The organism is Acinetobacter sp. YH12041, assembly GCF_013419975.1.
Lineage (GTDB): Bacteria > Pseudomonadota > Gammaproteobacteria > Pseudomonadales > Moraxellaceae > Acinetobacter.
Genome location: NZ_VOZC01000004.1, coordinates 182,894 through 198,774 on the forward strand (window position 1 = coordinate 182,894; position 15,881 = coordinate 198,774).

16 protein-coding genes are annotated in these 15,881 nt (G+C 40.5%); 8 read left to right on the forward strand and 8 right to left on the reverse strand.

Annotation, left to right across the window (positions count from 1 at the left end):
* Nucleotides 1-102 precede the first annotated feature (102 nt).
* Nucleotides 103-771, forward strand: a complete 669-nt coding sequence (locus FTU00_RS04740; protein ID WP_034704932.1) for a methyltransferase — start codon at nt 103-105, stop codon at nt 769-771.
* Nucleotides 772-826: 55 nt separating this feature from the next.
* Here the strand turns inward: FTU00_RS04740 and FTU00_RS04745 are convergent, their stop codons facing one another.
* The 3 genes from FTU00_RS04745 to FTU00_RS04755 form a co-directional block, all read right to left on the reverse strand.
* The gene (locus tag FTU00_RS04745) at nt 827-1,249 is read right to left on the reverse strand and encodes a hypothetical protein (RefSeq protein WP_218947519.1); all 423 of its coding nucleotides are present in this window, start codon (nt 1,247-1,249) and stop codon (nt 827-829) included.
* Between the two features lie 136 nt (nt 1,250-1,385).
* The gene (locus FTU00_RS04750; RefSeq protein WP_171523054.1) at nt 1,386-2,738 is read right to left on the reverse strand and encodes an MFS transporter; all 1,353 of its coding nucleotides are present in this window, start codon (nt 2,736-2,738) and stop codon (nt 1,386-1,388) included.
* 355 nt (nt 2,739-3,093) lie between these two features.
* Nucleotides 3,094-4,923 carry a phosphoenolpyruvate carboxykinase (GTP) gene (locus tag FTU00_RS04755; RefSeq protein ID WP_034706283.1) on the reverse strand — a complete coding sequence of 610 codons (1,830 nt, stop codon included), beginning with the start codon at nt 4,921-4,923 and terminating at the stop codon, nt 3,094-3,096.
* A 414-nt stretch (nt 4,924-5,337) separates the two neighbouring features.
* Between FTU00_RS04755 and FTU00_RS04760 the strand changes: the two genes are divergently transcribed.
* From FTU00_RS04760 to groL, 4 genes are all read left to right on the forward strand, one after another.
* Nucleotides 5,338-6,276, forward strand: a complete 939-nt coding sequence (locus tag FTU00_RS04760; protein WP_180104515.1) for a diacylglycerol kinase family protein — start codon at nt 5,338-5,340, stop codon at nt 6,274-6,276.
* A complete protein-coding gene (locus FTU00_RS04765; protein WP_180179212.1) occupies nt 6,257-7,033 on the forward strand; it encodes a metallophosphoesterase in 777 nt (258 codons plus the stop codon). Before FTU00_RS04760 ends, FTU00_RS04765 begins: the two co-directional genes overlap by 20 nt.
* A gap of 178 nt (nt 7,034-7,211) precedes the next feature.
* Complete coding sequence (gene groES / locus FTU00_RS04770) at nt 7,212-7,502, forward strand: co-chaperone GroES (protein ID WP_004646315.1); 291 nt, start codon at nt 7,212-7,214, stop codon at nt 7,500-7,502.
* A 69-nt stretch (nt 7,503-7,571) separates the two neighbouring features.
* A complete protein-coding gene (gene groL / locus FTU00_RS04775; protein ID WP_005234685.1) occupies nt 7,572-9,206 on the forward strand; it encodes a chaperonin GroEL in 1,635 nt (544 codons plus the stop codon).
* Between the two features lie 70 nt (nt 9,207-9,276).
* Here groL and FTU00_RS04780 read toward each other — a convergent pair whose 3' ends face one another.
* The gene (locus FTU00_RS04780) at nt 9,277-9,783 is read right to left on the reverse strand and encodes a copper resistance protein NlpE (protein WP_180179213.1); all 507 of its coding nucleotides are present in this window, start codon (nt 9,781-9,783) and stop codon (nt 9,277-9,279) included.
* 230 nt (nt 9,784-10,013) lie between these two features.
* Between FTU00_RS04780 and FTU00_RS04785 the strand changes: the two genes are divergently transcribed.
* Entirely contained in the window at nt 10,014-11,168 is a 1,155-nt protein-coding gene (locus FTU00_RS04785; RefSeq protein ID WP_180179214.1) for a helix-turn-helix transcriptional regulator, read from the forward strand.
* Between the two features lie 38 nt (nt 11,169-11,206).
* On the opposite strand, the gene FTU00_RS04790 is transcribed toward FTU00_RS04785, so the two are convergent.
* Entirely contained in the window at nt 11,207-12,391 is a 1,185-nt protein-coding gene (locus FTU00_RS04790) for a hypothetical protein (protein ID WP_180179215.1), read from the reverse strand.
* 309 nt (nt 12,392-12,700) lie between these two features.
* Between FTU00_RS04790 and FTU00_RS04795 the strand changes: the two genes are divergently transcribed.
* Nucleotides 12,701-13,279: a 1-acyl-sn-glycerol-3-phosphate acyltransferase gene (locus tag FTU00_RS04795; RefSeq protein ID WP_373686167.1), complete on the forward strand. Its 579-nt coding sequence runs from the start codon at nt 12,701-12,703 to the stop codon at nt 13,277-13,279.
* 64 nt (nt 13,280-13,343) lie between these two features.
* On the opposite strand, the gene FTU00_RS04800 is transcribed toward FTU00_RS04795, so the two are convergent.
* The 3 genes from FTU00_RS04800 to FTU00_RS04810 form a co-directional block, all read right to left on the reverse strand.
* The gene (locus FTU00_RS04800; protein ID WP_180179216.1) at nt 13,344-13,667 is read right to left on the reverse strand and encodes a hypothetical protein; all 324 of its coding nucleotides are present in this window, start codon (nt 13,665-13,667) and stop codon (nt 13,344-13,346) included.
* A 132-nt stretch (nt 13,668-13,799) separates the two neighbouring features.
* The gene (locus FTU00_RS04805) at nt 13,800-14,561 is read right to left on the reverse strand and encodes a 3-oxoacyl-ACP reductase (RefSeq protein ID WP_180179217.1); all 762 of its coding nucleotides are present in this window, start codon (nt 14,559-14,561) and stop codon (nt 13,800-13,802) included.
* A gap of 84 nt (nt 14,562-14,645) precedes the next feature.
* On the reverse strand, nt 14,646-15,395 hold the full coding sequence (locus FTU00_RS04810; RefSeq protein ID WP_180179218.1) for a sulfite exporter TauE/SafE family protein: 750 nt from the start codon (nt 15,393-15,395) through the stop codon (nt 14,646-14,648).
* A gap of 244 nt (nt 15,396-15,639) precedes the next feature.
* On the opposite strand from FTU00_RS04810, the gene FTU00_RS04815 reads away from it, so the two are divergent.
* The gene (locus tag FTU00_RS04815) at nt 15,640-15,846 is read left to right on the forward strand and encodes a hypothetical protein (RefSeq protein ID WP_004782913.1); all 207 of its coding nucleotides are present in this window, start codon (nt 15,640-15,642) and stop codon (nt 15,844-15,846) included.
* Nucleotides 15,847-15,881 lie beyond the last annotated feature (35 nt).

Sequence of the window (15,881 nt, forward strand, 5' to 3'; positions counted from 1 at the left end):
AATTAGATTTCAGTCTGCCTCGAACAGCTGCGAATGACGTGGTCATGTATCCGATTAATGTATAAATTCCAATAAAGATATTTTCGCATCAAGGCTTTCTTCATGAGCTGTACTTTCCAATTTCCTAAAGCCCCTGAGCATTTACTTCAAGCCTTACACCAAGTTATTCCTAATTGTGAACTGATGGCACAGCAGCTACCAGAAACACCGATTTCACTCTGGCTGATTCCACCAGTCTTTCCGACAGACAAACTAGATGATGAAGTGATTCGTCGTATCTGGAATGATACGCCGTACTGGATCTTCTGCTGGGCATCAGGATTGGCCATGGCACAGTGGTTGCTGGCTGAACCGCATCATGTCAAAGACAAAGTGGTACTAGATTTTGGTGCAGGATCAGGTGTTGTTGCTATTGCAGCGAAAATGGCAGGAGCCAAACGTGTGATCTGTTGTGATATCGATCAGGTCAGTCTGAATGCCTGTCGTGCCAATGCTGAGTTAAATGATGTTGAGCTGGAATATCTGGATGATCTCTATAAAGCAGAACAGGTGGATATACTGCTAGCGGCAGATGTGCTTTATGATCAGTGTAACCGTTTCTTCCTGGATGAATTCCTGAAATTTGCACCCGAGGTCTGGGTTGCAGACAGCCGGGTTAAAAACTTTAGTCATCCACAATATCTTAAACTGGATGAACGCAGTGCGACCACCTGGCCAGATCTGGATGAATCACCAGAATTCCGCAATGTCAGCTTCTATCGAACTAAATAACATCCAAGAATTGAAAAAGAAAAAGGGCATTATGCCCTTTTTTTATGCTCTGTTTTTATGAGCAGGTATAACGAATCACACGTACAGTGGTAGGACGAGCTTCTAATGCCTCTCGGGCACCCGGATTTTCACTGTTATATAAATCAGGTGTATTACTCAGGCTGATCTGGGTGCGGCTATCCCCGAGTTGACGGCCATACTGAACCTGTTCTGGAGTTGGGTTAACTATTTCCTGACTATTGATAATCTGGATATTATAGTTTTTAGAGGTTCCAAGAACTTGTCTACAAGCAGCCTGTAACCTGTTTTCATCCTGACTTGGTCGTCCTGCTAATGTATAGCTTAAGGTCGCAGTATTTTCTGAACGTTCCAGAATTTCATAACCGGTCTGACCGTTAAATTGTTGAGGTGCCGTCTGACATGCTGTCAGGCCTAAAGTGCCGATAGTTAAGCCGAGTAAAAAAACTGTTTTTTTCATCATGATGATTTCCCGTATTTTTATCAGACAAGTATGCCATAGCAACGAAATAGCGGAATGGCAGTAAACATAAAATTCCAATAAAAAAGCTTTCCGAATGTTTCCATCCGGAAAGCTCCTAAAGCAATACAGTTACTTAGTCATCAGTAATCATGCTGTGCTTTTTAGTGTCTTTCATAAAGACATAAGTGAGCAGCGACAGGCCAATCATAAAAGTAATGTAATAGAAGAAGTAGTTTTCATGGCCGGCATTTTTAAAGCTTAAAGCCACCAGTTCTGCTGTACCCCCAAATAGTGTATTGGCAATCGCATAAGGCAAAGCTACGCCTAAGGCACGGATATGGGCAGGGAATAGCTCAGCTTTCACTACGGCATTAATCGCTGTGTAACCAGTCACAATCACCATACCACTCATACACAGCATGAATGCTGTAGTTGGGTTGGTAGTTGAGCCTAAGCCATTAAAGATAGGAATGGTAAATAGTACACCAAGCACACCAAAAGCAATCATGATTGGCTTACGGCCGATCTTGTCAGAAAGTGCACCAATCACAGGTTGCAAGAGCATGAATACAAAGATCGCAAGAGTCGTGATTTCAGTCGCTGTGGTTTTTTCAAATCCTGAGGTGTTCACCAGATATTTCTGCAAATAAGTAGTGAAAGTATTGAAAGCTAAAGTACCACCTGCAGTTAGCATGATCACGGTAAATGCCTGTTTAGGATATTTAGTGAATAAAGCTAAGGCACCGGATTTAGGGCCACCTTTTTTCGCCTGTTCAACAGCCTGTTTTGAAGATTGTGTTTCTACCAGACCGCGACGGATCCAGAACACCACAATCGCTAAGAATGCACCAATCAGGAAGGGAATACGCCAGCCCCATTCAGTGAGTTGTGCTTCAGTCAAAGTGCGTTGTAGGAAGATCAAGACACAGAGTGCCAATAGTTGACCTGAGATCAGGGTCACATACTGGAAGCTTGAGTAGAAACCACGATGATTTTTACCTGCCATTTCAGTCAAGTAAGTGGCACTTGAACCGTATTCACCACCTACACTCAAACCTTGTAATAAACGAGCAAATAACAGCAGCGCAGGGGCGAGCATGCCCACTGAATCATAGGTGGGTGCACAGGCAATAATCAAGGAACCTACACACATTAGAGAAACGGATAGGGTCAAACCTGCTTTACGACCTTTGCGGTCAGCGTAAATTCCCATAATCCATGCGCCAATCGGACGCATCAAGAAACCAAGTGCGAATACAGCAGCAGCCTGAAGAAGTTTGACGGTATTGTCGCCATCAGGGAAGAACTGTGAAGCGAAATATAAGGTAAAGGCTGCATAAACATACCAGTCGTACCATTCGACCAGGTTACCTGCAGAACCACCGAGAATAGATTTAACCCGTGTTTTACGATCAAGCTGCGGTGTAGCAGCTTCAGGAAGTGGCTGATTCACAACATTGCTCCAAAGGAATGCTGTAAAACACATCTTTTTTAAATTTTCATTGCTATAAAATCTAAAAAGTTATGTTTTAGTGAGAGAGAAAGTGAGGAGATTTCATATACTTATACGCCTCCAAGTTTTCTCTTTTTATAGGACTTTAGTCTTAATAAATAATGTAGTTTTCAAATATTTTTATAAAACATAAATTTACCATTTGTTTAGAGTAATTGCTTGATTTTTATATTGGATTAACTGGTTAAATGCTGTTCTTTAAGGGGATTAATGAATGGTAAAGGTAGTTTTTATTTAGATGTAAAATAGATTAAAAAATTGGCTTTAACCTTATCTTAAGATAATAAAAAAGGCCGCTTACGCGACCTTTTTAAAATTAAATCAGCAATTAAGCAGATTTAACCGCTTCAAGAAGTTCAGCTTGGCGTTTTTTCAACGCTTCTGGCAGACGATCACCTAATTTGTTGAACAATTCAGTGTGGCTTTCAAGTTCTTTGATCCATTGATCTTTGTCTTGAGAAGTTACCAGGTCAAATTGTTCTTTAGTGAAATCAGAACCAGTCCAGTTTAGCTGTTCGTAAGTAGGTACACGGCCGATTGGAGTTTCAACAGCATCAGCACGACCTTCACAACGATCGATGATCCACTCAAGAACACGCATGTTTTGACCGAAACCAGGCCATACGAAGTTACCTTCAGCATCACGACGGAACCAGTTCACGTTGTAGATACCAGGAAGCTTGTTACCAGCAGCAGCAGCTTTCTCGCCAACTTTCTCACCCATTTCTAACCAGTGAGTGAAGTAGTCAGCCATGTTGTAGCCAGCAAATGGAAGCATCGCAAATGGGTCGCGACGAACGATACCTTGTTGACCAACAGCAGCAGCAGTTGTTTCAGAACCCATGGTTGCAGCTTTATAAACACCATCAACCCAGTCAAATGCTTCTGAAATCAGAGGCACTGTGTCTGCACGGCGACCACCGAAGATGAACGCAGAAATTGGAACACCTGCTGGATTTTCCCAATCCGCATCGATAGAAGGGCATTGACCAGCAGAAACTGTGAAACGAGCGTTCGGATGAGCCGCTTTTTCTTCGCCAGTGTGTGGTTGACCTTTCCAGTTAGTCAGATTCGCAGGTGCTTCTTTAGTCAGACCTTCCCACCAAACTTCACCGTTGTCAGTCACAGCAACGTTTGTATAGATTACGTCTTTATGAAGAGTTGCCATACAGTTCGGGTTAGTTTTGGTATTTGTACCAGGAGCTACACCGAAGAAACCAGCTTCAGGGTTGATTGCATATAAGCGACCATCTTCACCTGGTTTGATCCAGGCAATATCGTCACCTACAGTTTCAATTTTCCAACCTTCATAACCTGCTGGTGGAATCAGCATCGCGAAGTTTGTTTTACCACAAGCAGATGGGAATGCAGCTGCGATGTAGTGTTTTTCGCCTTTAGGGCTAGTCACGCCAAGGATTAGCATATGTTCAGCTAACCAGCCTTGTTGACGACCCATATAAGATGCAATACGTAAAGCCAGGCATTTTTTACCTAACAATGCGTTACCGCCGTAACCAGAACCAAATGACCAGATTTCACGAGTTTCTGGGTAGTGCACGATGTATTTTTCTTTGTTGCAAGGCCAAGCAACATCTTTTTGACCTTCTTCAAGTGGTGCACCCACAGTGTGTACGCAAGGGACAAATTCGCCATCTGTACCTAGAACGTCATAAACAGCTTTACCCATACGAGCCATTTTAGACATGCTGACTGCCACATAAGGAGAGTCAGTTAATTCGATACCGATGTGCGCAATGTGTGAACCCAAAGGACCCATAGAGAATGGAACCACATACAGGGTACGACCTTTCATTGAACCGTCAAACAGACCATTCAATTTTTCGCGCATAACTGCTGGATCTTCCCAGTTATTGGTCGCGCCAGCATCTTCTTTATTTGCAGAACAGATAAAAGTACGGTCTTCAACACGAGCAACGTCAGAAGGATCAGAATTTGCAAGATAAGAACCAGGATGTTTCTCTTGGTTAAGCGCTTGCATTGTGCCGTTAGCGATCATCAAGTCGATATAACGTTGATATTCTTCTGCGCTACCGTCACACCATTCAATTTTTGCTGGTTTTGTTAATTTAGCAATTTCTTCCACCCATGCAATAAGCTTAGGGTGACGAACGAATTCTGGTGCGTTCACTTGGGTCATGGTGAGGCCTATCTCAAATGTGTACAAAATTTTGTACAAAGTACAATCTGGTCAATAAAATACTGGCCAGATGAAATATGAAAAAAAGTGGCTGTATTAAAGCATAAAATCATCAAAAAAATAAGACTAAAGAAGTGCTGGATTTTATTTGGAATATTATGCTATTTTCTGTTTAAATTTATATAAAACAATAAGATATAAATAAATTCAAAATCTTAAATATATATTTATTAACTTTATGTGTGGTATTTATTTTAATTATTTTTATTTAAATCAAGTACTTAATTAAAATTGTTCAGTTATATTTGTTATTGATTAAATAAATGGTCGCCATTCGAATTTTACATAAAGCAACTATTAATTGTTTATGAATTGGACAAAATGCCAATAGGTGTGCATCAATCTGTGTAAAAAATGTCTAATCAATCTAAACCCTTATCCATTATTTATAATCATAATTCTGGTTTCCGTCTATTCGACCAACAAGAAAAATATGAGCAATTACTAGATATTTTTGCAGCGCATGATTTTGAGACTAAAGCCTTTGAAATCAACGATCCAGAACAGTTCAAAAAAGTCATTGCTGAAGTGCTGCAACGGCATCAACAATCGCCGGATCATGGTGTGGTCGTGGCAGCAGGAGGAGATGGAACGCTCAATTCAGTCGCCAAACACCTGCTTGAAACTGATATTCCAGTCGGAATATTGCCTCTAGGTACTTTTAACTATGCGGCAAGATTGCTGGATATTCCCTTAGATTTGGTTGAAGCCGCACAAGTCATTGCAACGGGTCAAACCAAACGTATCCATGTGGCACGCATCAATCAGGAAATCTACCTGAACAATGCTAGTCTGGGCTTATATCCCTTATTTATTAAAAAACGTGAAGACTATAATCGCATATTTGGCCGTTTCCCTTTACATGCCTATACCTCAGCACTCGATGTTTTGATTCGTGACCGTAAAGAATTAAAACTGGAAATTTGGGTAGGTCAGAAGAAATATCCGGTCAAAACTCCACTGATTTTCTTTGGTAATAATCCACTTCAACTGGCAGACATGAAAATGCGGATTGCCCAAGCTGCTGAGCAAGGGAAGGTGGCTGGGGTTGTGGTCTCCAAAAGTGACAAGCTGACGTTATTCAAGCTGGTATATCAGTTAATTCGGGGCAAGATTGATCAAGCCTCTGATGTCTATAGTTTTGCTGCAGAACAGGTGCGAATTGAGTCTAAACGTAAGAAATTAATGGTGGCTATAGATGGAGAAACGGTAGAAATGATACCACCTTTAAATATTTCAGTTTTAAAAAATAGTTTAAGTGTAATGGTGCCGCATGATTCTACATCTCTCTGATCTGCATTTTGGTACAGAAAGACCTGAATGTTTAGAGGCTATTCAGCAATTTTGTAAGGATCATCCATTGGAAGCGGTGGTAGTCAGCGGTGATCTGACCCAGCGAGCACGTTTGGGACAGTTCTTTGCCTGTAAACGGTTTTTAGATCAGTTGAATACGCCTTATATGGTGATACCAGGGAATCATGACATTCCGCTTTATCATTTATGGAATCGGCTATTTACTCCATTTACCCGTTATCAATTATTTTTCGGTGAACTCGAGCCTGTTTTAGAAACTGAACATTTTTATCTGATCGGGGTAAATTCGATTAGACGTCGATATCATACCAAAGGCCATTTATCCCTTGAGCAGATTCAAAGGATTGACCTAAAACTACAGCAGGCACCTGCTTCCAAAATTAAGATTATTGTCAGTCATCAACCTTTTTATGTGCCATTTCAGAATAGGCGGGGGTTTAAGGATATTCCCCTGATGGCCAAAATTGCATTGGAGTCTTGGTCGCAACATGGTCTGTTTGCTGTATTGCATGGGCATTTGCATCGTATCGCAGTCTATGATTTGAACCGTATATTCGAATTGGGAGGAGATCATCCAGTTTATGATGTACATGCTGGGACTTCTGCGTCGCATCGACTCCATAAGAATCAGCCGAATAGCTTTAATGCAATTGATGCAACAGGAAAAATTACGCAATATTGTTTTGATGAACAGTTAAAAACCTTTGTTCAACAGCCTGATCCCGTAAATAAATAGACAAAAAATACGCAATCCACCAAAAAATTAAAAAAAAACCAATTTTTTTTCATTTTTGCCCTTGAAGCGTTTTATTCCATCTCCATAAAAAGGACATCAAAAAATTTTGATGATGACCAATGGAATAAATAAGTCGTCATCGGTGATCTAAAAAAGACTTAGTCTGATGGAGTTATTTATGAGCAACATTCGTCCATTACATGACCGCGTTGTTATTCGTCGTGTTGAAGAAGAAACAAAAACAGCTGGGGGCATCTTACTTCCAGGTTCTGCTGCTGAAAAACCTGCACAAGGTGAAATCATTGCAGTTGGTAATGGTCAAATCACTGACAATGGCGTACGCGCGTTAGACGTAAAAGTTGGCGACAAAGTATTGTTCGGTACTTATGCAGGTACAACTGTAAAAGTAAACGGCGAAGAACTTTTAATCATGAAAGAGTCTGACATTCTGGCAGTATTAGAAGCTTAATCTGCGCCAGATCGTTTTACTCATTCCAATTCAGATTTTGTAAAGATATAACAATATTCGGAGTCAAATATGTCAGCTAAAGACGTAAAATTTGGTGATTCAGCTCGTTCAAAAATGATCGCTGGTGTGAACATCCTTGCAGATGCGGTGAAAGTGACTTTAGGTCCTAAAGGCCGTAACGTTGTAATCGACCGTTCTTTCGGTGCACCGCACATCACTAAAGATGGTGTATCTGTTGCGAAAGAAATCACCCTAAAAGACAAATTCGAAAACATGGGTGCGCAACTGGTTCGTGAAGTTTCTTCAAAAACCAATGATATCGCAGGTGACGGTACAACAACTGCAACTGTATTGGCTCAAGCAATACTGAACGAAGGTATTAAGTCAGTAACTGCGGGTATGAACCCAATGGATCTGAAACGTGGTATCGACCTTGCAGTTAAAACTGTTGTTGAAAATATTAAACAAACTGCAAAACCAGCTTCTGATTCTAAAGCGATTGAGCAAGTCGGTTCGATTTCTGCAAACTCTGACACCACTGTTGGTTCTCTGATTGCACAAGCAATGGAGAAAGTGGGCAAAGAAGGCGTAATCACTGTTGAAGAAGGTTCAGGCTTCGAAGATTCGCTTGATGTTGTAGAAGGTATGCAGTTTGACCGTGGTTATATCTCTCCATACTTCGCAAACAAACAAGATACGTTGACTGCTGAACTTGAAAACCCATACATCTTGTTGGTTGACAAGAAAATCAGCAACATCCGTGAATTGATCACTGTTCTAGAAGCTGTTGCGAAAACTGGTAAGCCTCTTCTTATCATTGCTGAAGATGTTGAAGGCGAAGCGTTGGCTACACTTGTAGTAAACAACATGCGCGGCATTATCAAAGTATGTGCTGTTAAAGCACCTGGTTTTGGTGATCGTCGTAAAGCAATGCTTCAAGATATCGCGATCCTGACTGGCGGTACTGTAATTTCTGAAGAAATCGGTATGCAGTTAGATCAAACTTCACTAGAACATTTAGGTACTGCCCACAAAGTAACTGTATCTAAAGAAAATACAGTGATTGTTGATGGTGCTGGTGATGCAAATCAGATTTCTGAACGTGTACAACAAATCCGTGCACAAATCGAAGAATCTACTTCTGAATATGACAAAGAAAAACTTCAAGAACGCGTTGCTAAACTAGCAGGCGGTGTAGCAGTGATTAAAATCGGTGCTGCAACTGAAGTTGAAATGAAAGAGAAGAAAGACCGTGTGGATGATGCGCTTCACGCAACTCGTGCTGCGGTTGAAGAAGGTGTTGTTGCGGGTGGTGGTGTTGCACTGGTACGTGCTGCATCTGCACTTGATGGTCTGACTGGTGCTAACGATGACCAAAACGTAGGTATCAACATTCTTCGTCGTGCAATCGAAGCTCCTCTTCGTCAAATCGTAGCCAATGCTGGTGATGAGCCATCTGTAGTGATCAATGCTGTGAAGAACGGTGAAGGTAACTATGGCTATAACGCTGCGACAGGCGAATACGGTGACATGCTGGAAATGGGTATTCTTGACCCTGCTAAAGTAACCCGTTCTGCACTTGAGCATGCAGCTTCTGTTGCTGGCTTGATGTTAACAACAGAATGTATGATTACTGAAATTCCAGAAGAAAAACCAGCTATGCCTGATATGGGCGGCATGGGTGGTATGGGCGGTATGATGTAATTCATCGTTCGATCATATGATGTAAAAAATCCCCGCATTTGCGGGGATTTTTTATTAAGTTAGAAAATAATTAAGGTGATTTTTTAACTAATTTATAATTCAGATTACTCTGTATTTCCCTACCTGTTTCTATATCACGAGCTTCAACGAAATTATCACCTACATAAAACTTCCGGTTTTCAGCTTTTCCATCTAGGACGATAATAGAAGGTTGTTGAGGATCGAAAGTGAAGCTACCTTTGGTTTCAGTTTCATTATTTCCAGTTTTACCTAAATATTCCTCACTCAATTCATAAGTTTTGTCAGGATTAAGATCTAGTTCAACTTTAATGCCTTCGCAGTCAGCACACGGGAAAACACCTTCATATTCACCTGCCCAGTTTGAGTTGGCAGTGGCATTACTGCTCATCTCAGTACTCATATTGCTTTGACTATTTGTAGTCTCTGTAGTAACAGGAGCATTTGTGGTATTAGATTGAGTATCTGCACTGGCCATATCGCGGTCATTCTGTTTAGAACATGCACTTAAACTAGTAACTGTTACTACCAATAAAGCAGGCCATAATATTTTTTTCATTGAAGATCATCCTCTTGTTCTTCTGTATTAGGATTTACATTAAAAGTATGAGCTATCAATATACAGAGAGATCTTGTTAAAAATTGATTCGTTAAGTGAAACGGATTAAATATATGTAGATGAGAAACTAAGATAATTAAAATACAAAATAAGCGATAGGTTTTCTTTAGTTTTATTTTATAAACCTTAAGGTTATGATTTGATAGAAATAATTATTAATAAGAGCGGTCATGAAAGCAGAACAGGAAAATAATATCATCGCGAAAATATATGATGCTGCTTTATTGCCTGCTTTATGGCTAGAAGTCATTCAGGATATTGTGCAATATACCCAGAGTCATAGTGCAATTTTTACCGGCCTTGATCAATTCAATCCAGCCTATGACTTTGTTTATACTTACAATATCCCGGAAGAAAGTCTGGCTGCTTATCAGGAGGAACGGATTCGGGTCATTGACATGAAGCTGCATATGTCTTTATGGAATAAAATTGATATGGGGGAGGCACTTAATCAGGACTGCCGTCATTATGCAGATCAACCTGGAACAGAGCAGTATATCTTTTATGAAAAATGCCTTAAGCCTACAGGGATAGGATATATGGCGGGAGTATTACTGGACAGAGGAAATTATCGCTGGGCAGTCATGGGACTACATCGTGCTCCGCACACTCAAGGTTTTGAAGTAGCTGAACTGAATTTTCTCAAACGGATCGGCATACATTTACGTCGCTCTTTACAGATTCATCGGCAAATCAGTTTAGTACAACAAGACAATATCAGCTTATATACCGTATTAGACTGTTTAAAAATCGGTATTATTTTGTTGGATCAGGATCTCAAGTTATCTTATTCAAATCCACTAGCACAAAGCATGATTGAAGCTTCAACATGTCTGGAAATGGATATGCATAACCGGCTGAAAACACCGGTAGGTGATCAGGAACGTCTGGAAAGATTGCTATCGAGTGCTTTGCTGGAAGATACCAGTATGTCGAGTGAAATAGGCGGGGTCTTGGCTTTGCAGGATTCTAAAGGACAGCAATTGATGCTCACTGTTGTGCCTTTTAAAAGGTTGAGAAAAATGCAGCAATTTTCTGAAGCTCAGCATCAGATTGCTGTATTTATGACAGACAAAAACCGGCATTATTCATTATCTAGAGCTTATTTACAGCAAGCATATCAACTGTCAAAACGTGAATTTGATTTGTGTGAACTTTTAATCAATGGCTATAAATTAGAAGAAATTGCAGTGAAATGTGGGATCACTTTAAGTTCAGTACGCACTTATTTTAAGAATATTTATGAAAAAACTGACTGCACTTCACAAATTGAGCTGATGCACTTATTGATGGGATGTACGATTCATTTTGAACATATTAATTAAACCTACCTAAAGATAATTCTTTAGGTAGGCAGTGCTCATTATCTAACGCGCTGTAATGTTACAGGACCTTCACCTTGTGGATGCAAAATCAGAGTTTCAGCCGATACATTGATGTTTGCAATGGTCTTGCTGCCATCGGAACTGTCTTGTAATCCGCCACATTCATTAGTATCGAATAAAACTTTAGTGGTCGTAAGTGTATTACCTGAGAGGATAAATTTGCCATATTCAATACCAGGCCAGCCACAATCATCTCCGCCTTCAGTGTCCAGGAAGAAATAATAGTTTGTGTCAAAGAAGGCAAATAAATGGGTGTCACTAAATCTCCATGCACCTACCAGACCATTAGCAGACTGTTTGACGCGGCTTAAACGGTATTCGGTATTGATCCCCGGTTCTGTCAGAATTAAGGTCGTTCCATCATAGTTTAACGTATAAGGTTTGCCTCCTGCAGGATGTGAGAGTCCCCATTCACCATTACTGTCTTGAATAATACGCGGTGAAATTACACTGGTAGTTGCATTCCAGTTTAACTCTCCAGTTTCAATGCCAGGCGTTCCATCACCATCAGCAGCTTCTGCTTGACCTAAGGCATAACGGCCATCTTCTAAAATATGGATTAGAACAGCGCTGTTTGCATTACGGCCAATTTCCCAAGTACCGGCAATATCTTTATAGAAAGTTGACTGGAAGTTTTCTGCAGCTTTTTCAGGTGTAATCAATTTTTCTGTGGTAACTACGCCTGTTGATACCACGTCTGTAGCAAATGCTGTAGGGGCCTTAGAAAAATCTAAACTTTTATTAAGAAGGGCATTAGCAGCTTCAGTACTGATGCTAATCCCATTGTCATGATTACTATCTGTATCTAAAGACTGTAAAAGCACCATCAGATTGGTACGTGCATTTTCAGTTTGTGCTAAATCTAACGGAGTAACACGTTCTTTCGCTTCAATTTCTTGACCTAGTTGTACGTCACCAATCAGGAATTTAACCTTTTCTCCATCATTAAATTTAAATTCACCTTTTTCATTAGTAACCCCTTCCGCACCGCTGCTGGTGATATATGTTACCCCTGAGATAATTCCATCTGTCAGTACACCAGTTTCGGTCCCGACCGGAGCTGTAGGTGGAACAGGTGATGAACCCTCTGTACGATCATTATCTGAACCGCCACATGCTGTAAGTAACCCCGCTAAGGCAAGACAAATTAAAGTCTTTTTCATGAAAATCTTCCTGAAATTTATTATGTCAGCGAAGTATAGAAAGAAAGCTAAAATCGACATATCCTAAAATTAGGATGGAAAAATATATAAATCAGTAAAATAAATTGAACTCACTATTTGCTTAAAAGAGTGAGCTTGCAATAGGTAGTGAAAGAAGAAATATTAAAATAACAATAAATTGAAAATTCTTCCTAAAATTTAAAAATACAAATATATATTAATTGGTGCTTTATTGATCAGGATGCACTATCTATATTCTGCTGCATTGTTAGACTGTGGCGAAATTTTGATAATGATTGTGATGTAGCTGTGTTTGAAAATTTAGCTGAGAAAACTTTAAATTTAATGGGCTGGAAAACCGATGACCAATGGCCCGAAGACCTTGATCAATGTGTGATGATTGCAGCGCCACATACCAGTAACTGGGATGCACTATATGCACGTTTGGCCTTAAAGGCATTAAAAGTGAATGTGCGTCTGACCATTAAAGACAGCTATATGAAATTTCCATTTGGGCCTTTTGTACGTGCGATGGGTGGAATTGGTATTGACCGTCGTCCTAAACAACCGGGTGAGCCACGTCCAAGCATGGTTCAGGTCATGACAGATCTATTTAAAGAGCATCCTAAACTAGTCATGCTGGTTACGCCGGAAGGTACACGTGCCCGTCAGGAACAATGGAAAACTGGTTTTTATCATGTGGCGATCAATGCGGGTGTGCCAATTGCGCTGGCTTATATGGATTATGCAAAAAAAGAAGCGGGCGTAGGTAAAATCATTTATCCAACAGGAAATTATGAACAGGATATGGCTGAGATCATGACGTTCTATGCCAATATTGAACCTAAATTTCCTGAAAAATTCAGTATTGATCAACGCTATTTTTAATTTCAGGAAAAATAAAAGCAGAGGGATGGACTCTGCTTTTCTGTACGATATATAAATACCGAATTTAATTTTGATTCTCTTCAGATAAAATTCCCCCCAGATTCTGGCAGGCATCTTTATAAAGATTGTATTGCTGTTCTACCACTTCATATAAAGGCAGGTCAAAAAGCTCTTCTCCTTGATGATATTGCTCAATATAAGATTCGACCTTGGTTTTGCTGTTGTATAGCATGTGTTGATAATAATCCGTCATACTACTGTGTGGCATTTGCGCTGTATCAATCTTGGCACAATTGAAGTTTCGCAGAAGCTGTTCTGACTTTTTAAGATCATTGGACATACAACCTGCCAGTAACATGCTACTGAGCAATGCCGTTAGGAGTTTCATAGAAAATAGATGAACTTTGATGGGGAGCGCACTATTGTAGAAGTAAATGCGCTATGCAAAAGTAGTTTTATTCAACAACTGGTCAAAAAATAGAAGAATAAAATTCAGAATCTCATTCTTCCTTGGCGATCTTTAACCTTTAACTAGTCCGCCATCGACAATCAGGTTTTGACCTGTCACTGCACGTGAATAAGGTGACAGGAACATCAGAATAGCAGACGCAAATTCTTCAGGTGTAATCACGCGACGTAAAGGAGTGGATTGAGCAATCAGGTCAAAGACAAAGTCAGGCGTTGCTTTACTTGCATCTGTAGTTTGCAGTAATCCGCCTGAAAGCATGTTCACGTTAATCCCATACTGACCCAGGTCTTGCGCAGTAGTTCGGGTAAAGGCCAATAGCGCCGCTTTCCCAGTCGTATAATCATGATAAGGAACGACAGGGTTTTGAACCAGGTTAGTCCCAATATTCACGATACGACCAAAATGTGCCTGTTTCATATCTTCTAATGCAGCTTGTGTTGTATTTAAACAGGCCTGAACTGCTCCACTAAACTGACGGGACATACTTTCCCAGGTCAGATCTTCAACTTTAGGTCGCTCATCACCATTAAACTCAAACTGCACCAGCGCATTATTAACGACGGAATGGATGGCTTCTCCAAAATGGGCCTTGCTGGCAGTGAATAAAGCTTTTACTTGATCAGCTTGTGTTACATCTGCCTGACAGGCAAAGATCTGATCAGGATACTGATTTTGCAAAGCTTCAGCTTGGGTTTTGCTGCTATGGTAATTTACTACCACACGTGCACCTTCCTGAATCAGGAGCTGGGTAATGGCTAGTCCCAATCCACGAGCACCACCAGTCACAAGGATAATTTGATCACGAATTTGCATTGCTTATATCCGCCTGAGAATCATTCGGGCTAACATAACAGCAATAGGGCTGAAAGCAAAGTGATGTAAGGTTTTAGAGCTGCTCTATCGCGCAAATGAGTCAATGCCTTCCTTGATCAGGAGAAAGCAGCCTGAGCTGAAGAGCAAGCCTAAGACAATCTGTTTAAAACGTAATTCTGAAATTTGATGAAACAGACGTGCGCCTAAAATAGCGGGAATACTTACAGCCAGAATGAGTACCGCCATATAGGGGAGGTGAGTCTGATTTAAGGTCCCTTGCAGTAAATAGGCGGCTAAGGTAAACACCTGTATGGCAAAATTAAAATGACGCAATATATAGCGCTGCTGTTCTTTCGGCAGCTGCTTCAGCACTAACCACGCAGAGGGTACAGAACCACAGAATCCCCCTAAACCTCCTAAGATGCCGCCAACCAAACCAATGCCTACGTCCGCAGTTTTACCTGAATGCTGAATCAATTTAATCTGTGGATTAAGCAACATCAGTGGACACCAGATCACGAGAAATATACCAAGCAAAATACGAAAAGTACTCGCTTCAACGATATTCAGTAACCAGGTGCCGAGTGGGACACCGATCAGACCAGCGATTAAATAAGGTAGATATAAGGTTCGGTGCAGATGAGGAAGTCTAGGTTCATTGGATAATGAAATGAGGTGACTCCACACCGAGGCAAAAACTACTAAGGGCGCAGCAAGTTGAGGACTTAATCCCCATACCCAGAATGACATGGCAATTAATGCAAAAGCAAAACCGGTAAGTCCCTGTACAAATCCTGCGATAATTGCACCAAGAATAAAGAGTAGCCAGGTCATAAAAATCAGGATATTGGAAAAGTTTGTAGTATTCAAAATATGGCTAGAAAAACCAAGCAGATCCTTAGCTGTATTTATGCGGATCTAAGTGTAAATATGCATAAATGATTTTTATTAAATCCGAGACAAATCCTTTAATTAAGTATGGAAAATGAACAAAATCATACAAGAGTGCAACAATGGCTCCGCGTACTCTTCATGAAATCACTTGATACTAATTGAGTGCGGTATAGAGGTGATGAACATGAAAAAAATGATATTACTGTCATCTGTATTGGCAGTAGCGCTAACAGGCTGTGTGGTTGATCCTTGGGATGAAGGTTATCGCGGTCATCATGATCGTAATGGACATTATGATCGGGATCGTGGTGATAAGGACTGGAAAAAACATAAAGATCATCGTGACTGGAAACGTGACAGAGGCGATCGGGACTGGCGTCGTAATCGTTAACCGTTACCTTCCATTTATAAAAAAGGATTCCTTTA